This is a genomic window from Actinomadura sp. DC4 (genome assembly GCF_030406325.1).
Taxonomy (GTDB): domain Bacteria; phylum Actinomycetota; class Actinomycetes; order Streptosporangiales; family Streptosporangiaceae; genus Actinoallomurus.
The window spans coordinates 201,757-224,344 of sequence record NZ_JAUEQY010000011.1; the positions used below are offsets into that span (position 1 = coordinate 201,757).

At 71.5% G+C, this 22,588-nt stretch carries 23 protein-coding genes; 16 read left to right on the top strand and 7 right to left on the bottom strand.

Going from position 1 to position 22,588, the window contains the following annotated elements; translation table 11 throughout:
- The first annotated feature begins 4 nt into the window (after window positions 1–4).
- Window positions 5–1,870: a potassium transporter TrkA gene (locus QWU11_RS19920; RefSeq protein WP_354670864.1), complete on the top strand. Its 1,866-nt coding sequence runs from the start codon at window positions 5–7 to the stop codon at window positions 1,868–1,870.
- A gap of 1 nt (window position 1,871) precedes the next feature.
- On the opposite strand, the gene QWU11_RS19925 is transcribed toward QWU11_RS19920, so the two are convergent.
- The 6 genes from QWU11_RS19925 to QWU11_RS19950 form a co-directional block, all read right to left on the bottom strand.
- Complete coding sequence (locus tag QWU11_RS19925; RefSeq protein ID WP_354670865.1) at window positions 1,872–2,828, bottom strand: helix-turn-helix transcriptional regulator; 957 nt, start codon at window positions 2,826–2,828, stop codon at window positions 1,872–1,874.
- A 116-nt stretch (window positions 2,829–2,944) separates the two neighbouring features.
- Window positions 2,945–4,267 (bottom strand): lipase family protein, encoded by a 1,323-nt coding sequence (locus tag QWU11_RS19930; RefSeq protein ID WP_290115445.1) that lies wholly within the window; start codon window positions 4,265–4,267, stop codon window positions 2,945–2,947.
- A 260-nt stretch (window positions 4,268–4,527) separates the two neighbouring features.
- Window positions 4,528–5,064 carry a DUF1707 domain-containing protein gene (locus QWU11_RS19935; RefSeq protein ID WP_290115447.1) on the bottom strand — a complete coding sequence of 179 codons (537 nt, stop codon included), beginning with the start codon at window positions 5,062–5,064 and terminating at the stop codon, window positions 4,528–4,530.
- 24 nt (window positions 5,065–5,088) lie between these two features.
- The gene (locus tag QWU11_RS19940; RefSeq protein ID WP_290115449.1) at window positions 5,089–5,982 is read right to left on the bottom strand and encodes a CPBP family intramembrane glutamic endopeptidase; all 894 of its coding nucleotides are present in this window, start codon (window positions 5,980–5,982) and stop codon (window positions 5,089–5,091) included.
- A 125-nt stretch (window positions 5,983–6,107) separates the two neighbouring features.
- Window positions 6,108–6,791, bottom strand: coding sequence for a response regulator transcription factor (locus QWU11_RS19945; protein WP_290115451.1), 684 nt, complete (start codon window positions 6,789–6,791; stop codon window positions 6,108–6,110).
- Window positions 6,788–7,969, bottom strand: a complete 1,182-nt coding sequence (locus tag QWU11_RS19950) for a sensor histidine kinase (RefSeq protein WP_290115454.1) — start codon at window positions 7,967–7,969, stop codon at window positions 6,788–6,790. The genes QWU11_RS19945 and QWU11_RS19950 overlap by 4 nt, the downstream gene beginning before the upstream one ends.
- Before the next feature lie 321 nt (window positions 7,970–8,290).
- Between QWU11_RS19950 and QWU11_RS19955 the strand changes: the two genes are divergently transcribed.
- From QWU11_RS19955 to QWU11_RS19975, 5 genes are read left to right on the top strand one after another with little or no spacing between them, the layout of a single operon-like run.
- Window positions 8,291–8,590 (top strand): hypothetical protein, encoded by a 300-nt coding sequence (locus QWU11_RS19955; RefSeq protein ID WP_354670866.1) that lies wholly within the window; start codon window positions 8,291–8,293, stop codon window positions 8,588–8,590.
- Window positions 8,572–8,910, top strand: coding sequence for a YciI family protein (locus QWU11_RS19960; protein ID WP_290115456.1), 339 nt, complete (start codon window positions 8,572–8,574; stop codon window positions 8,908–8,910). Before QWU11_RS19955 ends, QWU11_RS19960 begins: the two co-directional genes overlap by 19 nt.
- Window positions 8,911–8,924: 14 nt before the next feature.
- Entirely contained in the window at window positions 8,925–10,070 is a 1,146-nt protein-coding gene (locus QWU11_RS19965; RefSeq protein ID WP_290115468.1) for a sigma-70 family RNA polymerase sigma factor, read from the top strand.
- A gap of 42 nt (window positions 10,071–10,112) precedes the next feature.
- Window positions 10,113–10,682: a YceI family protein gene (locus tag QWU11_RS19970; RefSeq protein WP_290115471.1), complete on the top strand. Its 570-nt coding sequence runs from the start codon at window positions 10,113–10,115 to the stop codon at window positions 10,680–10,682.
- A gap of 14 nt (window positions 10,683–10,696) precedes the next feature.
- Window positions 10,697–11,125, top strand: coding sequence for an ester cyclase (locus QWU11_RS19975; RefSeq protein ID WP_290115474.1), 429 nt, complete (start codon window positions 10,697–10,699; stop codon window positions 11,123–11,125).
- A gap of 61 nt (window positions 11,126–11,186) precedes the next feature.
- Here QWU11_RS19975 and QWU11_RS19980 read toward each other — a convergent pair whose 3' ends face one another.
- Window positions 11,187–13,058 (bottom strand): DUF4157 domain-containing protein, encoded by a 1,872-nt coding sequence (locus tag QWU11_RS19980; protein ID WP_290115481.1) that lies wholly within the window; start codon window positions 13,056–13,058, stop codon window positions 11,187–11,189.
- A gap of 339 nt (window positions 13,059–13,397) precedes the next feature.
- On the opposite strand from QWU11_RS19980, the gene QWU11_RS19985 reads away from it, so the two are divergent.
- From QWU11_RS19985 to QWU11_RS20025, 10 genes are all read left to right on the top strand, one after another.
- A complete protein-coding gene (locus QWU11_RS19985; RefSeq protein ID WP_290115487.1) occupies window positions 13,398–15,467 on the top strand; it encodes an ATP-binding protein in 2,070 nt (689 codons plus the stop codon).
- A complete protein-coding gene (locus tag QWU11_RS19990; protein ID WP_290115488.1) occupies window positions 15,464–16,081 on the top strand; it encodes a DUF4255 domain-containing protein in 618 nt (205 codons plus the stop codon). The genes QWU11_RS19985 and QWU11_RS19990 overlap by 4 nt, the downstream gene beginning before the upstream one ends.
- A gap of 47 nt (window positions 16,082–16,128) precedes the next feature.
- A complete protein-coding gene (locus tag QWU11_RS19995; RefSeq protein ID WP_290115491.1) occupies window positions 16,129–17,313 on the top strand; it encodes a phage tail sheath subtilisin-like domain-containing protein in 1,185 nt (394 codons plus the stop codon).
- A gap of 30 nt (window positions 17,314–17,343) precedes the next feature.
- Window positions 17,344–17,769, top strand: a complete 426-nt coding sequence (locus QWU11_RS20000) for a phage tail protein (protein WP_290115493.1) — start codon at window positions 17,344–17,346, stop codon at window positions 17,767–17,769.
- Window positions 17,766–18,167 carry a hypothetical protein gene (locus QWU11_RS20005; protein WP_290115494.1) on the top strand — a complete coding sequence of 134 codons (402 nt, stop codon included), beginning with the start codon at window positions 17,766–17,768 and terminating at the stop codon, window positions 18,165–18,167. The genes QWU11_RS20000 and QWU11_RS20005 overlap by 4 nt, the downstream gene beginning before the upstream one ends.
- A 5-nt stretch (window positions 18,168–18,172) precedes the next feature.
- Window positions 18,173–18,319, top strand: a complete 147-nt coding sequence (locus QWU11_RS47355) for a DUF6760 family protein (RefSeq protein WP_354670869.1) — start codon at window positions 18,173–18,175, stop codon at window positions 18,317–18,319.
- A gap of 177 nt (window positions 18,320–18,496) precedes the next feature.
- The gene (locus QWU11_RS20010; protein WP_290115495.1) at window positions 18,497–19,900 is read left to right on the top strand and encodes a hypothetical protein; all 1,404 of its coding nucleotides are present in this window, start codon (window positions 18,497–18,499) and stop codon (window positions 19,898–19,900) included.
- A 3-nt stretch (window positions 19,901–19,903) separates the two neighbouring features.
- Window positions 19,904–20,530, top strand: coding sequence for a LysM peptidoglycan-binding domain-containing protein (locus QWU11_RS20015; RefSeq protein WP_290115497.1), 627 nt, complete (start codon window positions 19,904–19,906; stop codon window positions 20,528–20,530).
- Window positions 20,531–20,540: 10 nt separating this feature from the next.
- Complete coding sequence (locus QWU11_RS20020) at window positions 20,541–22,181, top strand: phage baseplate assembly protein V (RefSeq protein ID WP_290115499.1); 1,641 nt, start codon at window positions 20,541–20,543, stop codon at window positions 22,179–22,181.
- A 22-nt stretch (window positions 22,182–22,203) separates the two neighbouring features.
- Window positions 22,204–22,587: a PAAR domain-containing protein gene (locus tag QWU11_RS20025; RefSeq protein ID WP_290115500.1), complete on the top strand. Its 384-nt coding sequence runs from the start codon at window positions 22,204–22,206 to the stop codon at window positions 22,585–22,587.
- Window position 22,588 lies beyond the last annotated feature (1 nt).

The following is a 22,588-nucleotide window of genomic DNA, read 5'->3' on the forward strand; positions in this document are numbered from 1 at the left end:
TCAAGTGCGGTTGCGGGATCGTGCGCGGTACGCGTTCGACAACACCATGTCGCGGGGCACCCCGGCGCTGATCGGCTGGCTGGGCCTGGCCTCGGCGCTCCTGATCATCCTCATCGCCTCGGTGACGGTGGTGCTCACCCCGGGCGACGCGGGCCACAACGGGCACTGGCCCGGGATGCTGTGGCGCACCCTGATGCGTGCCATCGACCCCGGGACCGTGGGCGGCGACACCGGCAGCCACACCTTCCTGGCGCTCATGCTGGCGGTCACGGTCGGCGGCATCTTCATCGTGAGCGCCCTGATCGGTGTGCTCACCACCGGCCTCGAAGCCAAGATCGCCGACCTGCGCAAGGGTCACTCGAAGATCATCGAGCGGAACCACACCGTGCTGCTGGGCTGGTCGGACCAGGTCTTCACGGTGATCTCCGAGCTCGTGAAGGCCAACCAGAGCCAGCGCCGCGCCTGCGTGGCGGTCCTCGCCGACCAGGACAAGGTCGACATGGAGGAGGCGATCCGCCACAACGTCGGCGACCTCGGCAACACGCGGGTGGTCTGCCGCCGCGGCGACCCGCTGAAGCCCACTGACATGGAGCTCGTCAGCCCCGGAACCGCCCGGTCCATCATGGTCATCACGCCGCCCGCCGGCGACGCCGACACCCACGTGATCAAGGTGCTGCTCTCCCTCGGCGCGCGGGACTGGGAGGCGCACCGGCCGCCGGTCGTGGCCGCCGTGACCAACTCGGCGAACCTCTCCGCCGCGCGGCTCGCCGGCGGCGAGGGCGCGCACGTGGTCGACGCCGACGACATCGGGGTCCGGCTCGTCGTGCAGTCCCACCGCCAGTCCGGGCTGTCCACGGTCTGCACCGACCTGCTGGACTTCTCCGGCAACGAGTTCTACCTGCGGCCCGAGCCGGCGCTGACGGGAAAGACGTACGGCGAAGCGCTGGACGCGTACGCGGAGGGCATCGCGGTCGGGCTGCGCCGCGCGGACGGCGTCGTGACGGTGAACCCGCCCATGGACACCGTCATCGAGGCCGACGACCAGGTCATCATGCTGGCCGAGGACGACCTGCTGATCCGGCTCGCCGACACCCCGCCGCAGGTCGTCTCCGACGCGATCAGCACGACCGCGCCGGAGCCCGCCAAGCCCGCCCGTACGCTGCTGATCGGCTGGAACCAGCGCGCCCCGAAGATCGTCAGCCTGCTGGACGCGTTCGCCGAGCCCGGATCGACGCTGGACGTCGCCGCGCCGAGAGACGACCCGCGCGACCAGCTCGCCGACCCGGCCAACCTCACGATGGGCTTCACCCGCTGCGATCCCACCGACCGCGCCGCGCTGGAGACCCTGGACGTCGGGTCGTACCAGCACGTCGTCGTGCTGTCCGACGACGCCCACGCCCCGCAGCACGCCGACGCCCGTACGCTCGTCACCCTCCTGCACCTGCGGGACATGGAAGAGCGCATCGGCGACCCGTACTCCATCGTCAGCGAGATCAACGACGAGGGGAACCGCGAGGTCGCCCAGGTCACACAGGCCGACGACTTCGTGGTCAGCACCCGGCTCATCAGCCTGCTGCTGACCCAGCTGACGGAGAACCACCATCTGCGGGACGTGTTCGCGACCCTGCTGGACCCGATGGGTTCGGAGATCTACCTCAAGCCCGCCACCGACTATCTGCTGCCGGACACCCCGGCGAACTTCGCGACGATCGTCGAGGCCGCCCGCCGGCGCGGCCAGACGGCCCTGGGCTACCGCCGGCGAGAGGCGTTCCACCGGCCGCCGGCGTACGGCGTCGTGCTGAACCCGGACAAGGCCGCCCCGCTGACCCTGTCCGCCGACGACCGCGTCATCGTCCTGGCCGAGCAGTGACTCAGGTGGTGGCCATGAGGCGCCGGATCAGGCCGCGGCTGGCGTCCGGCGCGAGCGTCTCGCCCTGCTCGATCAGGCTCCAGGTCTCGCTGAGGTCGCTGGGCACGAAATGGGTGCCGAGGGCGCTGTGCGCCAGCGTGAGCCGGTCGCTGACCTCGGGGAACTCCAGCACGTCGAAGGCGTTCGCCCGCGCCTCGTAGAACCGCGCGCCGCTGGGGATCACCCGGATCGTCATGTCCGGATGGACGCTGAGGTCGAGCAGGTGCTGGAGCTGGGCGACCATCACCTCGGGCTCGGAGAGCTGCAGCGTCAGCGCGCCCTCGTCGATGATCACGTCGAGGACGCGGCGGCGGCCGCACACGCGGTAGCGCTGGCGGCTGTCGAGCAGGTCCCATTCGGCGTCGACGTCACAGCCGGGATTCATGCGGGGCGCGAGGTGCCGGACGTAGGGCTCGGACCGTACGAGCTGGGGGACGGTCAGCACGCCGTAGGTGTGGATGACGGAGGCCTCGGACTCCATGATGAGGACGTCACGGTCGGACGGCTTGAGCCGGTCGGCGTGGTCGCTCAGCCATGCCGGTCCTTCTGGTCTGGTCGAGATGTCGATGACGGCCTTGGCCACTTCGGAGCCGCGGACCTGATAACGGTCCATCATCCGCTCCACTTCGACGGGCGAGGGCCACGCGAATCCGGTCTCCACCCGTACGAGCCAGTCGGACTGGCATCCGAGCTGCCCAGCGGCCTGCTCGTAAGACAACCCGAGAAATTCTCGTATCGTCCGCAAGTAAAGCCCCAGGCGCCGCGCGTTGATATTCGGCGCACGGTGATCTATAGGCATTAAAACCTCCGGCCTTACCCTCCTGTACTGCTGGCGTCGGCGTCCAATATGCCACTCCTGTCGTTGGGGGTGAGGGTGATCTGCGGTAGTCGGTGGAGTATTTCTTACTGTGCAGGTCATAGCCTGTTCGAAATGGGGATCGACGCGTCGAGAATTCTGGATTCGGTCGCGACTTCGCTTCCTTAATCCCTATTTCGTATTTGCCGCGAATCAATGGTGAAAATTGTTCACTCCGGTCAGGGCTGGACGGGCATGGTCCAGCAGTTGGAGACGGTGCTCCTGCCCGCCAGGCGGTCGGTCAGCCAGGACACCGCGTCGCCCTGGTCGGTGATCAGCGGCGTGAGGTGGTTGGTGAGGATCTTGTCGCCGAGGTTCGGCAGGATGACGGGCTGGTACGTGATGTCGCCGCCCTTGTGGCACCAGTCCACGGCCAGTCGCCGGGCCTGGCCGTGCGGGACGATGTCGTCCTGGACCCCCGTCGCCAGCCGTACGGGGCCGGCGGGCTTGAGCGTGCCGATCAGCTGCCTGTCGAGGACGGCCTGCGCCGCGGGGTTGGCCGCGATGATGTCGGCGAGGGACGTGCCGCTCTTGGTCCATGTGGTGCTCGTGGCGAAGCCGTAGCCGAAGATGGCGTCGCCGACGCACATGGTCGACAGGTCCCGCAGCGCCGCCCGGCCCGCGTCGTTGATGTTGGCGTCCACGAGGGTCCGTACGTCCGGGTCGGACTGGGCGAAACCGTTGATCGACCAGCCGAGCGCGCCGGCGAGGGCGCTGCCGTCGATGCCCTTCATGACCGAGGTCAGGTCGGCGGGCGGCGCGCCGGAGTAGGTGCCGGCGAGCTGGACGTCCGGCGCGTACGAGGGTTGCAGCTCGGCGGCCGAGGCGCTGGCGCCGCCACCCTGGCTGTAGCCGTAGAGGCCGACGCGTGAGGCGGTGGTGATCGACGCGCCCGGTACGGCGTGCGCCGCGCGGGCCGCGTCGAGCAGGGCGTGCCCCTGGTCGAGGCGGTTGACGTAGGTGTGCAGCCGGTCGGTCGCGCCGAGGCCGACGTAGTCGGTGACGACCACCGCCGCACCGGTGGAGAGCAGGCGGTAGATGGCGAGGTTCTCGTAACCGATCGACACCGTCTCGCCGGTCAGGCTCAGCGGGTACTGCAGTGCCATCGAGGGTGCGCACTGGTCGCCCTGGCCCATGGTGCCCGAGGCGAGCGCCACCAGCGGGCGGGGTCCTCCGCCTCTCCAGGTGGCCGAGGGTTCGATGTACGAGCCGGTGACCGCGACGGGCTGCCCGTTGGAGTCGGTGGACCGGTACATCAGCCTTGTCGCCGTGCCCGGCATCGGGCGGCCGTCCAGGCCCGGAAGGCTCAGGCCGAGAGGCAGCGGCTCGGTACGGATCAGCGCGCCGTTGGCGGACGGGAGCGTGGCGGGCGGGTCGTAGAAGGCGGGGATCGTGACCCCGCGGGAGACCTCGCCGGGGGAGGCGACGGAGGCGGAGGCGGGTGCGACGGCCAGGCCGACGCATGCCGCGACGGCCGCCGCGACGGTCGGTAGTCGCGTCATGCCCGGCCTCCGCCGGGCGGCCGTCGGGGGTGTGGAGTCGGCGGGGGAACGGAGGTGGGGGCTCGTGCGATTCACAGGGGCACTCCTCGCTCTGATGCGCGGGTGCGTGCAAGCTAACAGCGCCTGTCACCGCAAGTAACTCACCAGTAGGTTACGCATGGGTAACTTACGGCGGGTCGTATGAATGGTGATAAATCGTCGATGGGGGATCGGCGACCGATGATGCCTTTCGTCCACCGCCGGCCCGGCCGGGCGAAGCCCTAACGGCGGGCGTGGCGGATCTTCAGGCGGCCCATTCCCATGGCGCCGGAGATTCGGATGGTCGGGCCACCGGGGCCGGAGCGTGGCCGGGGCTTGTAGCGCGGGGCCTTGAACACGGTGCCCAGACCTTCGAAGTCGACGATCGCGTCGCGGGGCACGGTGATCGTGGCCCCGCCGGTGCCGAGCCGCAGTTCGATGTCGACCACCGGATGCTCGATGATCGCACGGGACAGGTCCAGGCGGACCTTCCCCAGCGCGGACTCGACCGTGAACGTCCGCGGCACCCGCCACGCACCGCTTCGCCGGATCCGTCCGCTGATGGCGGCGACCGTCGAGGTGGTGCCCGCCTTCTCCGCAGGGAGCGAGGCCAGCGCGGTCGCGACCTCGCCGTGCGTCTTCGCGGTGAGCACCTGGTCGAGGCGTGAATCCATCTCCTCGTGCGAGAGGTGCCCCTCGGCGTACGCCTCCTGCAGGCGCCTTACGGCCGCGTCGCGATCGGGTTCGCCGATCGGCGACAGCGGGTCGTCAGGGGCCACGATCCAACCCTAGTGGCGTACGGCTCAACCGGCACTCGGTCGCGAGGCCTTGCGGGAGCGGATGTTCCCGCGCTGCTTCGCCAGCCGCAGGAACAGGACCGTCGGGACCCCGCAGACCAGGATCGCCACGACGCTCGCCTCCGGTCCGAAGGTCCCGCCGGTCAGCACCGCCGAACCGGACAGCGTGCCCTTGACCAGGCCCTGCGGCCCGTCGCCCGAGCCCGAGACGGTGACTCCGAAGATGGCGCCCTCGGCGAAGTTCCAGGCGAGGTGCAGCCCGATCGGCAGCCAGAGGGTACGGGTGGCGGCGTACGCCGCGCCGAGCATCAGGCCGGCCTCGATCATGATGGCGATCGCGCCCCAGATCGTGGCGTGCGGGTTGACCAGGTGCAGCGCCCCGAAGACCACCGCGGAGACGGCCATCGCGCCCCAGGTGCCGGCCATCTCCTCGACGATGCGGAACAGCACACCGCGGAAGAGGACTTCCTCGGCGACCGCCGCCGCGGACATCAGGCCCACGGAGGCGATGACGCCGCCGACGGAACCCCAGCCGTCGATCCCGTACCCGCCGAACATCGCGATGATCCCGATGGCGACGGCGAACAGCACGAGCCCGATCAGCAGCCCGCGGCGTACACGAGCGACCGCGCCGTCCCTGGCCAGCTCGACCACGTCGCGGCCTTCGAGGAAGCGCACCGCCTTCGCGTACGCCAGCAGCACCAGCGCCGTGAGGACGAGCCCGCACAGCAGGCCCAGGACCGCGTGGTCCTTGAGCGCCGAGTACACCGCGCCGATCACGCCGTCGACCAGCACGAAGAGTACGAGCAGCACCACCAGGCGGATCCAGGCCGGCCGCGACCACTTCGGGGACGCCGGCGCGGCCTCCGCCTGCTCCGCCACGCTGTCGCGTTCCGTCACGATCGCCTCCCTGCTCACCGGCCGCGGCTCGTACGCCGGACCGCCTGCCGGAAACGCTAGAGAAAAGGCGAGCGAAGATCATCGCGCTGGAGTGGACACCTCACGTAGCTCGCACGGGGGACAGGTCAGCCGTCGGTGCTGACGATGCCGGTCCGGTACGCGAAGACCACCGCCTGGACCCGGTCGCGCAGGTCGAGCTTTGTCAGGATGCGTGAGACGTACGTCTTGACGGTCTCGTGGCTGATCACCAGGGCGGCGGCGATCTCGGAGTTGGAGAGCCCGGCCGCGATCAGCGTCAGGACCTCCCGCTCCCGAGCGGTCAGCGGCTGGGCCGGCTCCGGCGTCGCCCGGTCCGCCGTACGCACCCGCGAGCCGAACCTGCCGATCAGCTCGCGCGTCACGGCAGGCGCCAGCAGCGCCTCCCCGGCGGCGACGGTGCGTACCCCCGCCACCAGGTCGGCGGGCGGTGAGTCCTTCAGCAGGAAGCCGCTGGCCCCGGCGCGCAGCGCCTCGTACACATATTCGTCCAGGTTGAACGTTGTCACGACCAGCACCTTCACCGGTTCGGCGACGTCCGGTCCGGCCAGCAGCCGGGTGGCCGCGATACCGTCCAGCACCGGCATCCGGATGTCCATCACGACCACGTCCGGGCGCAGCCGGCGGGCCAGCTCCACCGCGGCCTCGCCGTCGCCGGCCTCGCCGACCACCGTGAGGTCGGGCTGGGCCGCGAAGATGGTGACGTAACCGGCTCGTACGAGACCCTGGTCGTCGCAGACCAGCACCCTGATCGGCGGCTCGGCCCGCGTCACTGTCCGCTCTCCGCGGGAATGCGGGCGCGTACGGTGAAGCCGCCGTCCGGACGGCCGTCGGCGAGCAGTTCGCCGCCGACCACGCTGACCCGCTCACGCAGCCCGGTCAGCCCGCGCCCGTGGGCGGTGGGGGACACGGCGTTCCCGGTGCCGTCCGTGCTCACCTCGATGTCGACCTGGGCGGCGTCGTGACGGACGCGGACCACCGTACGGCGCCCGGGGGCGTGCTTGAGCGCGTTGGTCAGCGACTCCTGGACCACCCGGTACGCCGCCAGTTCGGCGCCGTGCGTCATCGGCCGCCGTTCGCCGACCTCGTTCAGCTCGACCGGCTGGCCCGCCGAGCGGGTCTGCTCCACAAGGTCCTCCAGCCGTCCGACGGCCGGGGCCCGATCCGCCTCGGGCACGGGGTCCAGCACACCGAGGAAGTACCGCAGCTCGGCCAGCGTACGGCGGCCGGTGTCGCTGATCGCGGACAGGTTGCTCACCGCCTGTTCCGGCTCGCCGGCGACGAGGAACTGCGCGGCGTCCGCCTGGATCACCATCGCGGTCACGTGGTGCGTCACCACGTCGTGCAGCTCCCGGGCGATGCGTGCCCGCTCCCGCGTGATCGCCGACTCGGCGGTGTGCCGCCGGCGCTCGGCCTCCTGCCGGGTACGCGACCGCATCCAGGTGCCCGCCGCCCAGCAGCCGAGGATGACCACCAGGTAGAACGTGACGAACTGGATCGGCTGCTCGGGCGATCCCTGGGCGTCGAACACGACGGCGAGGGCGGCGTACCCGGTCGTGCCGACCACGGCGAGCGTACGCCGGTGGCGCTCCTGGTACGCCCCGACGCTGTACAGCGCGACGAGCAGGCTCTCACTGGCGAAGGTGGACGGGTAGCCGAGAAGCTCGTGGACCGCGTACGCGGCGGCGATCCCGGCCAGGCACCAGACCGGCCGGCTCCGGCGTGCCACCAGCGGCAGGCACTGGGCCAGCAGCAACGCCGACCCGAGCGGGTCGAGCGGCCGCCGCGCGAGCTCGGCCAGGTTGAGGCCTTCGTGCGCCACGCCGGGCGTGAACGCCAGCAGGAGGAACACCGCCCCCACCGCGCCGTCGCGTAAGGCCAGGCCGCGTCCCTGCCACCAGGCCCTGACCGGCCGGACCCGCGTCGGCACCGAGAGTATCTTCCCGATCACGCGGGAGAGCTTAGAGGTAATTTCCGGTGGAATGGCCGGAATTCGCCTTACCTTGGCGCGCCGGTTCGTCCCGTCCCTCACCTTCGCCTACCGGGAAAAGCTCGGCGACGACACCATCGCGGGTTTCACCTACGGTCTCTCGCTGGTCCCCCATCCGGACTGGCGGTTCGGCCGCCCCGAGCGCTTCATCGCCATGGAGTCCGAGCACATCGAACGGGTGCTCGCCGCCCGCCACGTCGCCTCCGCGTGGCGAGGCGAGAGGGCCTCCAGCGCGGGTGAGATCCTCGACCTCGGTGCCCCCATCAGCCGGAGGAGTCGAAGATGTCGGCCGTGCTCCTCTTCGCGGTCACCGGCCTGGACCCGGACGTCGCCCACGTCGAACTGCCGGACGGCGAGAGCAACCTCGTTCAGCTCGACCCGTTGTACGACTCGGAGCCGGCGCTCGTACAGGAGAAGGGCGTCACCGAGTTCCTCGCCACGGAGACGGCGCGGGCGGCGGGCCGGTCGCGCGGGAGCCGGGCGGGAAATGCTGTAAGGGGGGTGTCCCCCGTACGGTCGCTCGTTCGTCTTGCAGGTGAGAGCCCACTGTCCTGGAGGTCGCGATGCAGTACGCCTTTCTGATCTACACCGAGCCCGCCTACATCGAGACGCTGCCGGAGACGGACCGTGAGACGGCGTACGCCGACTACTCCGCGCTCGCCGACGACCCCCGGTGCGTCGAGGCCGCGCGGCTGCAGCCCGTCGAGACGGCGACCAGCGTGCGTGTGGTCGGCGGCCGGACGCTGATGACCGACGGGCCGTTCGCCGACACCAAGGAGGTGCTCGGCGGGCTCTGCCTGGTCGAGGCGGCCGACCTGGACGAGGCGGTCGAGATCGCGTCGGGCATTCCGGCCGCCCGATTCGGCGGCGTCGTTGAGATCCGGCCGGTGGTGCGGCCCTGACCGCGCTCGAGGAGGTGTTCCGCGACGAGTGGAGCCGGGTGCTGGCCTCGCTGGTCGGGTTCCTCCGTGACTTCGACCGGGCCGAGGAGGCCGCGCAGGAGGCGTTCGCGATCGCGGCGGAGCGCTGGCCCCGGTCGGGGACGCCGGACAACCCGGGCGCGTGGCTGGTGACGACGGCCCGCAACCGGGCGATCGACCGGATCCGCCGGGAGCGCACCCTGGCCGGGAAGATCCATCTGCTGCCGGGGCCGGAGGCCATCGTGGACGAGTTCGACGACACCGCGATCAAGGACGAACGGCTTGAGCTGATCTTCACGTGCTGCCATCCGGCGCTGGCGCTGGAGGGCCAGGTGGCGCTCACGCTGCGGGCCCTCGGCGGCCTGCAGACCGCCGAGATCGCCCAGGCGTTCCTGGTCTCGGAGGAGACCATGAAGCGCCGGCTGTCCCGCGCCAAGGCGAAGATCAAGGCGGCCGGGATCCCGTTCGCGGTTCCCGGCGCGCACCTGCTGCCCGACCGTCTCGACGCGGTGCTGGCCGTCATCTACCTGATCTACAACGAGGGTTACCGCGGCCGGGTCGACCTCGGCGCCGAGGCCCTCCGTCTCGGTCACGTGCTGGCCAGGCTCATGCCGGACGAGCCGGAGGCGCGCGGGCTGCTCGCGCTGATGATGATCCATCACGCCCGGCGCCGGGCGCGCTTCTCCGGTGAGGACCTCGTGCTGCTCGACGACCAGGACCGTTCGCTGTGGGACGTGCGCCAGATCGCGGACGGCCGGGCGGTGCTCGACCGCGCGATCGCGATGGGCGGCCGCGGCGCGTACGTCGTCCAGGCCGCGATCGCGTCGCTGCAGACACAGGAGCGGATCGACTGGCCGCAGGTCGCCGGGATGTACCAGCGCCTGGTCGAGCTGACCGGCTCGCCGGTGGTCGAGCTCAACCGTGCCGTGGCGGTCGCTCAGGCCGGTGACCCGGACGGGGCGCTGCGTGCCGTCGACCGCCTGGACCTGGACGGTTACCTGTACTTTCACTCGACCCGGGGTGAGCTGTTGCGGCGTCTGGGCCGTGAGGAGGAGGCGCGGGCGGCGTACCGGCGGGCGCTCGACCTGGCCACCTCGACGCCCGAACGGCGCTTCCTGACCCGGCGGCTCGAAGGGGGCTGACCCGGCGCGTCCCCCGGGAAGGTGCTCGTTCGTCACCTGGACATGAGCGACAACCTTTCCCTGAACGTCCCGGCCGTCCCGGGCTACCTGACCGGCACCTGGAAGGCCGACCCGGTGCACTCTGAGATCGCCTTCTCCGTACGCCACCTCATGGTCAGCAAGGCACGCGGCCGGTTCACCGCGTACGACGTCACGCTCGTAACGGGCGAGGACCCGCGGGCCTCGACGGTCACCGCGACGATCGATCTCGCGTCCATCGACACCGGCAACGAACCCCGTGACGAACACCTCCGCTCCGCCGACTACCTCGACGTCGAGTCGTACCCGACGATGACCTACCGCTCGACGGGCATCCGTCAGACCGGCGACGGCTGGGTCGTCGACGGCGACCTGACGTTGCACGGCGTCACCCGGCAGGTGCCGCTGGCCGTCGAGGCGAACGGGTTCCGCCCGGACCCGTTCGGCGGGCAGCGTGCCGGCTTCTCCGCGACCACGCAGATCAACCGGCACGACTTCGGCGTCGACCTCGCCATCCCGATGGACGGCGGCGGTGTGGTGGTCGGAGACAAGATCTCGATCAGCCTCGAGATCGAGGCCGTCCTTCAGAAATGAGCGAGGAGAAACGCATGTCACAGGCACAGGAGAACAAGGCGGCCTTCATGCGCCTGCACGACGCCATGAACTCCGGCGACGTGGAGGTCATGGCGAAGACGATCGACGAGGTCGTCGCGCCGGACGTACTGATCCGTACGCCGCTGCCGATCGGCGCGACAGGGGCGGAGGCGCTCAAGCAGGTGTGGACGGTGCTCCTCCGCGCGTTCCCGGACCTGCACGTCGCGGTCGAGGACCTGATCGCGGAGGGGGACAGGGTCGTGTCCAGGAACACGGTCACCGGGACGAACCGGGGCGAGTACATGGGGCGTCCGCCGACCGGCAGGCCCGTCACGTACAACGAGATCTTCATCTTCCGCTTCGCCGGCGGCCGGATCGCCGAGACGTGGGGAGTCGTCGACGTGCTCGCGCAGATGCGGCAGCTCGGCGTGATCCCCGCCTAGCCTCAGCCGGACGTATTCGCCGCGATGGGGCCCGGCGGCCCCATCCGGCGCTCCGGAGGAGTCATCTGTTGTCCGTCCAGCCGGTCTCCTCGCGGAGCTCCTCCCGGGCCTCGGGCGGCAGGTGCTCGGTGTTGAGGTCGAACGCCATCCGCCCCAGCGCCATGAACTTGTCATCCCAGCCTCCGGTCTCCACCATCCGGTATTCGAACTGGGCGCCGCCGGCCTCCAGCCGGATCGGCTCATGCACGGGGCTGATGGCCAGCGGGTCGGGTTTCGTGAGGAGTGTCCCCGGCCTGGTCGAGAAGAACTTTTTGCCCTCACTGTTTCTGCCTCGGACGATGTCGATCATAAGGTCGACTATCGACCCCTTGTGGTCGAGGACGTCTTCGTTGGCGGCTCCGGTGTACGCGGGCAGTTCGACGGCGTCGTTGATCTCCTCCTCCTCTGCGTGAAGCAGCTCGCTGAAAAGGGTGAGGAAGGCCGCCTGGAGATGCGGCGGAAGCCCCGCCTTCGGGAAGACGTCAAGGAGGTGCATGCGCGCCAGCAGAGCCACCGAATTCTTATCGCTCGTGCCCTCTTGTACCTTCTGGCGTGCGCCCAGGTAATAGGAGAGGGCCACCCTGAAGACGCTGTACACCGAGTCCTCGACTATCTTTGCGAGAAGGGCCGCGCGGGAGTCGGATCGGAGCTTGTCGTAGGTCTCCCATTCTTCTGTGTCCAGCTCAATCTCTTCAGCTGTCAAAGGCTGGCTTTCAAGGAAATCTCTGTCGGCCGCGCCGAGGCCCCCCTCCGGATCGATCTCGCCTTGGAGGTGCTCGACGATGGAGGATATAGTGCCACTGAGGCGCTCGATGACTGTGTTGATGTCCTCTTGGATGGTACGAAGGTTGCGCGACACGAGTCCCTGTTTGATGCTGATCCGGTGCAGTTTATCCAGCTTGGAGGGGAATACTCCTACGGTGAACTGTACCGCGCAGTTACCATAGGTGATTCCTTGAGGAAATCCTTGTGGCAGGCCGACGTAATAATGTGATTCGGTTCTCCCTTCGTTGTTGGCCTTGATTTCGTCCGTGACCCGTTTGGTGTGTGCCCTGAAATTGTCCGCCGCATTCTTCTCCAGTTCGTCGAGACCTGGTGCCTTGGTGGTGTACTCGGGACAGCTCACCCCCTTTTCCGGTATCTTGTTCTTGTATTTTGAAGAGGAGTGCCTTTTCAGATAGGTCTTCAGTTCGATGCTGTACTGAGGGTTGTCGACCTTCACCACGACGTCGCCCTTGGTGTAGATCGGTGTGTCGTTGTCGTATTCGTACGAGCCCTGCCGCAGGCTCTTCTCCTGGTCGCCCAGGTTCTGGTAGATCGGCACGCTGTGCTCCATCTCCAGGCCGACCGAGCGCTGCACCGTGGTGCCGCTCGCACCGCCGCCAGACGCGGGTGGCGAGAACGCGCCGCCCGAGGCCACCGCACCGGCCGCGGCGTCGGCCTCCCGTTCGAGCGGGTCGCCGGGCCGGCTGACCCGGAGTCCGTCGCCCCGGTCGGTGCCGGTGGCCCGGTGCGCGCGTTGCTGCAGGACATGCGCGGTCTCGTGGGCCAGCAGGTGGAGCCCGCCGGCGGAGCCCGGCGCGAACCGCCCGCGCGCGAAGGCGATGTGCGAGCCGACCGTGTAGGCGTCGGCGCCCAGCGACTCCGCCGAGCGCTGGGCCGCCTCGTCCGTGTGGACCCGTACGGCGGACAGGTCGGCGCCGAACCGCGACTCCAGCCGCGCGCGTACCGGAGGGTCGAGCGGCCGGCCCGGAGCGCGCTGGATCACCTCAGGCCGCGACGCGGACGAGGGGGCGAGCACGGCGGCCGTCGCCCGGTTGCCGGCCCGGCGCTGCAGGGCGGCCGCCGCCGGGCCCACCGCCCACGTCCCCTCCGAGGCCGCCGCCGCGGCCATGGCGTCAAGGGCCGGAACGGCGCCGGGACCGCGGGCCGCGGTGGCCGGATGTGGTCCGAGATCCGGTGTGCGTCCGGCCTCGGCCCGGCGTGCTCGAGCGCGCATCTGAACCCTCCCTGGTCGTACCCCGACACGCCGCGCGGACGAGAATCCGGCGGTCGGCGAACGATGATCATTTAGTCCTACGGTCGCATGGATTTCGGGCGCGGTGGGGGCTACTGTCTGAGCACCTCGGCGAGACTCGCCGTAACCGTTGCGGGGCGGTTTCCAGGGGAGTGCCATGCCCATCGTTGTTCCTCTTGAGGGCTCGGCGCCATGTCGTTTCCCCTGGTGAGAGACGTGCTTGCAGGTGATGGCCCTCCTGGCGCGGCGGAGGACCTGCTGGCCGCCCTGGCCCGTCTCGACCGGCTGATCGAGGCTGCGGTGGCGCGTACCGAGGAGAGCGATCCAGGACGGGCGGCCGACCGGTTCCGCGGGCTGTACGTCGGGCCGGAGGACGTCACGCGGCTGCTCGCCCAGCCCCCAGCGACGTCACCGGTGCTCGACTCCGCACCGGCCGAGGCCGCGCCGCCCGCGGACCCGCTGAGGCGTCTGCGGGACACCTTCGGGCTCTCCGGGTTCGACCTCGACCTGCTGGTGCTCGCGCTCGCTCCCGAGATCGATCTCCGCTACGAGCGGATCTTCGGCTTCCTGCACGACGACCTCGGCAAGCGGCGCCCGACCGTCGAACTCGCCCTCGACCTGCTGTGCGGGTTACCAGCCGAGAAGTTCCGGCGGCGGTCGCACCTCGCGGCCGGCGCGCCACTCCTCAGGCACGGCCTGCTGACGCTCGACGCGGGTGACGCGTCGCCCCGGCCGCCGTTCCTCGCCCGCCAGCTGGTCCCCGACGAGCACCTGGCCGGCTTCCTGCTCGGCGAGCCGGGCCTCGACCCCCGGCTCGACGGCGCCGCCGTCCTCACGACTCCGGACGGCGAGCTCCCGCCGGAGCTCCTGCCGGCGGTGACCGCCCCGCTCGACCCGCCGCGGGTGTACCTCCACGGCCCGGCCGGCGGCCGGCGCGCCGCGGCCGAGGCGCTGGCCGCGGCCTGGGGGAGACCCCTGCTGAATGTCGACCTGAACCGGACGGACTCCGCGGACACGCTGGTCAGGCTGGCCGTACGCGAGGCCGCCCTCCGCGACGCCGTCCTCGGCCTCACCTCGTTCGAGGCGGCCGGCGACGTCGGCTCGGCGGCCCGTCATCGGGTACTCGCGACCCTGGCCGGGCACCCCGGCCCCGTGGTCATGGCCGGCGCCACCGAATGGGTGCCCGAGCACGAGACCCCGCTCGCCGTGGTGAGCGTGGCCGTCGACGTCCCCGCCGCGCCGGTCCGCCGGCGCCTGTGGCAGGAGGCGGCCGAACGCGCCGGCGTCGCGCTGCCGGCCGAGGCCCGCGACGCGCTGGCGGCACGCTTCCGGCTCGGCGCCGAGCAGATCGCCGCGGTCGTACGCGCGGTCCCGGCCGGCTCCGAAAGCCTCTATCAGGTCCTGGCGGAGGCGGCACGGTCGCAGGCGGGCACCTCCCTCGGCCGGCTCGCCCAGCGCGTCCCCTGCCGGCACGAGTGGTCCGACCTCGTCCTGCCGGCCGGCGAGCTCGCCCAGCTGCACGACCTCGCCGACTCGGTCGACCGCCGGGAGACCGTGCTCGACACGTGGGGCTTCGCCCGTCACGCGCAGGCGGGAGGCGGCATCACCGCGCTGTTCAGCGGGCCTTCGGGCACCGGCAAGACCCTCGCCGCCGGGCTGATCGCCCGCAGGCTCGGCTACGACCTGTACCGCGTCGACCTCGCACGAGTGGTGAGCAAGTACATCGGCGAGACCGAGAAGAACCTCGACGCGGTCTTCACCGCGGCCAGAGACGCCGGCGTGGTCCTGCTGTTCGACGAGGCCGACGCCCTCTTCGGCAAGCGTTCGGCCGTACAGGACGCCCATGACCGCTACGCGAACCTCGAGGTCGCGTACCTGCTGCAGAAGATGGAGGAGTTCGACGGCGTCGCGGTGCTCGCCACGAACCTCCGCGACAACCTCGACCCGGCGTTCATGCGCCGTCTCACGTTCGTGGTCTCCTTCCCCTTCCCCGACGTCGCGAGCCGCCGGTCGATCTGGCAGCGCCTGTGGCCGGAGGCGGCGCCGCTGGCCGGCGACGTGGACCTCGACGCGCTCGCCACCGAGCTGATGCTGCCCGGCGGGCACCTGCGGAACATCGCCCTCGCCGCGGCGCACATGGCGGCGGGCCGGGGGGACACGATCGGCATGGCCGACGTGCTGGCCGCGGCGCGGCGGGAGTACGCCAAGCTCGGCAAGATGCCGCCCGCGCTGCTGGACGGCGACGCGATCACGCTCCCGGCCATGGAACGCGGGGCCGTCTCATGATCGACGACCTCGACGCCAGCCTGCTGCGCCTGCTGGGCGACGCCCGGGCGCCCGAGGCCGTACGGGACGCCGACGTCAGCTTCGAGACGCCCGCCCGGACGTACGCGCCGAGCCGCCCCACCCTCAACCTGTTCCTGCACCAGGTCACCGAGAACCAGACGCTGCGCGAGGCCGCGCCGTTCGCCGACCGGTCCGGCCCGAGCGTCCTGAGCCGCCGCCCGCCGCTGCGCGTGGACTGCGGTTACCTGGTCACCGCCTGGTCCGACCTGGCCGCCGGATCGGCCGTACGCGTCGCGCAGGAGCACCGGCTCCTCGGCGCGGCGCTGGCGTGGCTGTCGGGCTTTTCGGCGATTCCCGCCGCGTACCTGCAGGGCGCCTGCGCGACGCAGGAGTTCCCGCCGCCGGTCGTGGTGGCCAGGCCGCACGCGCCGGGCGAGGAGCCGGGCCAGTTCTGGACCGCGCTGCAGATCCCGCCGCGCCCCGCGCTCGGGCTGCTGGTCACCCTGTCGCTCGACGTGGCACCCGCCGCCGACCTCGGACCGCCGGTGGCCGGCATCGACGTGCGGCTGCCCGGCGACCCACCGCCCGTACGGAAGAAGAGGGCCAAGTCGTGAACAACAGATCACCCATGCCGACCGTCATCGGGTTGTGAGGAGCCGGGATGTCGAACTATTTCTCGCCGGGCGTCTACGTCGAAGAGGTGCCGCCGACCGCGCGTCCGATCGCGGGCGTCGGCACCAGCACCGCGGCGTTCATCGGAGTCGTCCCCGATGACGTGGTCATGCCGCTTCGGCCGGGACGGACCATCGTGGCGGACCAGAAGCCCGCGGCGGAGGACTACTACCAGGTGGCTCCGGCCGGGAAGTCCCAGCTCATCACGGACTGGGAGATGTTCCGGCAGAACTTCGGCGACTTCAGCGCGGCGAACTCCATTCTCGCGCACGCGGTGTACGGCTTCTTCAACAACGGCGGCACGCGCTGCTGGGTGCAGCGGGTGGCCACGGCGAACGCGCTGAAGGATCCGACCGCCGCGCTGGCCGAGCAGGAGGCGATCGACGAGATCGCGATCGTGGCGATCCCCGGAGCGGTCACACAGACGCAGCAGGCGGCGCTGGTCGCGCACTGCGCGCGGATGCGCGACCGGGTGGCCGTCCTCGACGGCGCCTCCTCGGACAAGCTCGCCGTACCGGGCACGATCGCGCCCGCCCCCCGCAGCGAGGACGCCGGCTACGCCGCCCTCTACTACCCGTGGATCCAGGTCTTCGACCCGGTGACGCAGGCCCCCGCGGCCGTACCGCCCGCGGGTCACGTGGCCGGCATCTACGCGCGCACCGACGCGACCCGAGGTGTGTTCAAGGCTCCAGCGAACGAGGCGATCCGCGGGGCGCTCGACGTGACCCTCCGGGTCAGCACCGCCCAGCAGGACGGGCTGAACCCCGAGGGCGTCAACGTCCTGCGGGTGATGAACGGCCCGGTCATGGTGTGGGGAGCGCGGACACGCGTGGACGAGGCGCACTCGGAGTTCCGGTACGTCAGCACCCGGCGCTACATGAACTTCCTGCGCGAGTCGGTGCTCGACGGCACCCAGTGGGTCGTGTTCGAGCCGAACACCCCGGCCCTCTGGCAGCGGATCGTCCGCAACGTCAGCGACTTCCTGCTCGGGCAGTGGCGCGACGGCGCGTTGTTCGGCGCCACTCCGGCGCAGGCATTCCAGGTCCGGTGCGACGAGACCACCAACCCCTCCGACGTCCGCGAGCTCGGGCATGTCGTCACGGAGATCGGGGTCGCGATCGTCAAGCCGGCCGAGTTCGTCATCTTCAGGGTCCAGCAGACGGTCGGCGGATGATCCGCTCGCCGCGCAGAGAAGGGCAGGTCCATGCCTCGGGTTGATCCCTACGCCGACTTCCGGTACCTGGTCGAGATCGATGGCATCGTCCAGGCCGGGTTCTCCGACGTCTCCGGCTTCGGCTCCAAGGTCGAGGTGGTGGAGTACCGCGAGGGCGGCGACGCGGCCACCGTCCGCAAGCTGCCCGGCAAGGTCAGCTATCCGGACATCACCCTCAAGTGGGGCGTGACCGACTCCCACGAGCTGCTCGACTGGCACCTCGCCGCGACCGCCGGGCGGATCGAACGCAAGAACGGCTCGATCGTGCTGCTCGCCGACGACGGCCAGGAGAAACTGCGCTGGAACTTCTTCCAGGCGTGGCCGAGCGGGTGGGACGGTCCCGCGCTGAGCGCGAAGGGCAACGACGTCGCGATCTACACGCTCACGGTGACGTGCGAGCGGGTGGAGCCGGCGTGACCGACCTGCCCGGGGAGTGCGAGTTCACCCTGCCGATGGGGTACCTCGACTCCTCCGGCGAACTCCACCGCAGCGGCCGCATGCGGCTCGCCACGGCCGCCGACGAGATCCTGCCCCTCCGCGACCCGCGCGTGCAGGCCAACCCGGCGTACCTCGTGGTGATCCTGCTGTCGCGGGTGGTGACGCGGCTCGGCACGGTCGAGGCGATCAACCCCAAGGTGGTCGAGGGGCTGTACGCCTCGGACCTGGCGTACCTGCAGCATCTCTACAACCGCCTCAACAGCGGCAGCCGGCTCGTCGCGGTGGCCTGCCCGCACTGCGAGCAGAGCTTCGAGGTGGACATCGACCAACCGGGGGAATCCACGGCTACCCCCTCGATCTCCTCCACGAGGAGGTAGCCGTCATCGCCTCCCACTTCCACTGGGCCCGCGCGGAGCTGCTCGCCCTGGACCACACGGAACGCCGCCGCTGGGTGGCGGAGGTCGACCGTCTGTACGGGACGACGCGCCCACATCCGGGTGCGGGCGCGCCGTCCGGCCCGGCGCGCTGACGGAGGAGACATGACCGACGAGAGAGTGCCTGACGCGGCGGCACCGTACGCCCCGGCCGGTGGTGTCGGCCGGTCGCGGTGCGTCGGTGGGAGAGCCGGGAGCGGAGAGGACGTGGCCGGCGCGGTGTCGGCCCCGGCTGAAGTGGCGATCGGTCGTGATGCGCTGGTGGGGGTGACGTGACCGACGAGAGCGTGTCCGGCGCGGCGGCGCCGGAGGAGGACGCTTCACCGCTGCTGGCGGCGTACGCCCGGTCGGGGTGGCGGCCGGGGGCGGCGCGTACGGCGGAGCGGACCGTCGCCGGGATCAGCCGGCGGTACGAGGGCATGGTCGGCAGGCCCGTCGACGCGGCGACGTGGCCCGCCACGTTGCGCGGGCGGGTCGGCCGGCGTGTTCCCGGCCGGCCGGCGGAACCCGCGCTGCCCGGGCGGCCGGCGGGATCCGCGCCGTCCGGTACGGAGGCGGTGCCCGGTGCGACGGACCCCGTGTCGCCTGGCGGTGTGGCGGGACTCGCGCCGCCCGGCATGGCGGATGGGGTGGCGCCGGCCGGTACGGCGGCGGACCTCGGGTCGCCTGGCACCTCGGCCGACACTGCTTCGCCTGGTCATCGGCCGACGGCATCCGGCGCGTGGGCCGGGTCGCCGATCCCTGCCTCTCCGCTTGCGGGCTCGCCGGTGTCCGGGGCGACGGCGGCGCCTGACGCCGGCGGTGAGCTTGGTGATGCCGCGTCCGGGGCGGCGATGTCACGTACCGGTCTGCCCTCGGCGGGTGTGGGGACCGTCCGGGCCGTGCCGGTCGTGTCTCCGGTGGCGACGGCGGCCGGACCGGACGTGTACGCCGGGGCGGGCAGCGTGGAGGTAGGGAGACCGGGGGCCGAGAAGCCGGGCGGTTCCGGGACGGCCGGAGCCGGGATGGCGGGCGATTCGGGGTCGGGCGGAGCCGGGATGGCCGGTGGTTCCGAGATGGGCGGCACCTGGACGGCCGGAGCCCAGGCGGGCGGTGCCGGGATCGGTGGTGCTCGGGCGGCCGGCGTCGAGGCGGGCGGTGCCGGAGCAGGTGGTGGCGGGATGGGCGGGGCCGAGGCGGCCGGGGCTGCTCGTCGCGAAGCGCGCGGCGGACGGGCCGGCGCGGTGCCCGCCGCCGGGCCGCTGTCCGCCGCGAGCCCACTGCCTGTCGTTAGCCCCCTCTCCGCCCCAGGTCCGCCGCCCGCCGCAGGTCCGCCGGCCGGGTGGAGCGCCGCCGCGTCGCAGGCAGGCGGTACCGCCGACCTGCTGGGAACGCTGTTCGACGCCGTGACCACCCCCAGAGAGATGCCCGCCTTCACCCTGCGCGCGGCCGACGAGCCCCAGGCCGCCAGGCGCCGGCCGGAGCCCCCCGGTCCCGTACCGCCCGACGCCCACGAGCCCCCGGCCGGAACGGCGGCGGGACGACACGGCACGGCACCCGCCACGGACGACCGGCGGTCACCGGCCGACGTCCCGCGCCCCGGCCTGCGGGCGAGTGAGGTGCGGCGGATCGCCGACCAGGTCGGCGAGATGCTGCTGCGCCGGCAGGAGATCGAGCGCGAGCGGAACGGAGGTTGAGAGATGGCACTGTCCAAGGCCTTGATCGTGGCGAGGTATCCGCGGGGACCGATGCTGGTCCCGGTCATGTTCAACCCGCCGGAGTACCAGCTCACGCGCAGCAACGAGTACGCCGAGATCGCGGTGCCCGGGCTGGGGTCCTCGATGGTGCAGTTCGTGCGCGGCAACGCCAGGTCCCTCACCACGGACCTGTTCTTCGACACCACGTCCATCGGCCTCGACGTACGCCTGCACACCGACATCGTCGTCGGGCTCGCGGACGTCGATCCCGAGACGCACGCGCCGCCGCAGCTCCTGTTCCTGTGGGGTTCGCTGGTCTTCCCGTGCGTACTGGAGAGTGTCAGCCAGCACTTCCTCTACTTCGACGCGGCCGGGCTGCCGCTGCGGGCCCAGCTCTCGGTCACGCTCCGCGGCGCGGAGAGCCTGACGACGCTGGTCGCCTCGACGCCGCTCCAGTCGCCCGACCGCGCCAAGGGACGCGTGGTCAGGGCGGGCGACACGCTGGCGCGCATCGCCGCCGAGGAGTACGACGACCCCCGGCAGTGGCGGGTGATCGCGCGGGCCAGCGGGATCGACGACCCGCTCGCGCTCAGTCTCGGGCAACGGCTCACGATCCCGGCGCTACGGTGACGGGGCGCGGATGACGACGAACGGCGACCGGGCGGTGCTCGTCCCGGACTACGCGATCACCATCGACGGCAGGCCGCTGCCCGCCCTGGTCCTGGACCGGGTGACGCAGATCAGCCTCACGCGCCGGATCGACCCTCCCGACCACTTCTCCATCGACCTGTACGACCCCGGGCTCGAGCTGATCACACCCCCGCTGGGGCCCTTCCGCGAGGGCGCCGAGATCACCGTCGCGGTGGGGTTCCTCGGCGGAGTGAAGATCGCCGTGAGCGGGACGATCACCGCCGCGGCCGTGGAGTTCCCCGCGGAGGGGAACCCCGTGGTCCGGGTGGACGGCTTCGACACGCTGCACGGGCTCGGCCGCGGCGCGTCCTACCGGGTGTTCCCCGGGCAGGGGGACGCGGGCCCGAGCGACGCCGACGTCGTGTCGAGGATCGCCGGCGAAGCGGGGCTGGCCTCCGACGCCGCCACCGGCGTGCCGGGCGGTACCCCACGAGTGCAGAACGAGGTCAGCGACCTGGCGTTCCTGCGCGAGCTCGCGGCCGTGAACGGCTACGCGATCTGGGTGGACCGCCGGACGCTCCACGTACGCGGCGAGCGCCCGGCCGCGCGCGCGGTGGACCTGCGGCGCGGTGAGGACGTCACCTCGCTGCGCCTCCGCCTGAGCACGACGGGCCAGGTCGCCAAGGTCGTCGTGCACGGCTGGGATCCGGCGCAGAAGCAGGCGTTCACCGGGAGCGCGACGCGCGCCTCGATCGGGCCGGAGCTGTCCCCGGCACCCACCGCCGGGTCCGACCGGACCCTGGTCATCATGCACGCCCGCGTCTCGGGTGCGAACGAGGCCGAGTCCCTGGCGAAGGCGGTGCTCGCGGAGCAGGCGAAGTCGCTGGTCGTCGGCGGCGGCGTCACGTCCGGACGGCCCGAGCTGGACGTCGGCACGGTCGTGAAACTGCATGGGACGGGCCGGTTCGACGGCGGCAAGTACGTCGTCACCGAGGCCACGCACGTCGTCTCCGAGAGCGGCTACCTCACCGAGTTCAGCCTCAACGGCGCGCACGCCGACGGCGAATGGACGGGCTCGGCGACCGGCGTCGCCGTCGGAGTGGTCACCGACAACCGCGACCCGCGCGGCCAGGGGCGGGTCAAGGTGCGCCTGGCCGCCGGAGGGGAGGACGGGCTGTGGGCCCGGCTCGCGGCGCCGTCGGCGGGCAAGGACCGCGGCGCGTACTTCCCGCCCGAGCCGGGCGACGAGGTGCTGCTCGCCTTCGAGCACGGCCACGCGGACCGGCCCTACGTCGTGGGCTCGCTGTGGAACGGCAAGGACACCCCACCGGCCGCCACCCCCGACGTACGGGTCGTGAAGTCCCGGAGCGGTCACATGGTCCGGCTCGACGACACCGACGGCGCCGAGAAGATCGAGCTGGTGGAGAAGAACGGCCGGAGCAGCGTCGTCCTGGACTCCGCGACCGGCGCGATCACCGTGCACGGGAGCGGCGACGTCACCGTCGAGGCGCCGGAGGGCGAGCTACGGCTTCGCGGCAGCCGGATCGTGCTGGACGCGGACGCGAGCATCGCGGTCCGGGCGAAGGGGTCGCTGGACCTGACCGGCGACGGCCCGGCCACCCTCCGCGGCGCGACCGTCGACATCAACTGAGCGGATGAGAAGGAGACCCGAGATGGGGCAGCCTGCGGCCAAAGGCGGCGACCAGGTGGTGGCGACCGATCTGCACGTCGTGATCCTCCCCGCCGGGACACCGGTGCCCCTGCCGCACCCGTTCGTCGGGAGTCTCGACGGCGGTCTCAGCCCGACGGTCCGCATCGAGGGCCGGCCCGCCGCGACGCTCGGGAGCACGGCCACCAACCTGCCCCCGCACGTACCGGCGGGGGGCACGTTCCAGCGCCCTCCCCTGAACCGCGGGACCGTCCAGCAGGGCAGCCCCACCGTACGGATCGGCGGCCGCCCGGCCGCCCGCGTCGGCGACCGGGTGGTCACCTGCAACGACCCGGCCGACCTGCCCGCCGGGCAGATCACCGGCGCCGGCACGGTCCGGATCGGCTGAC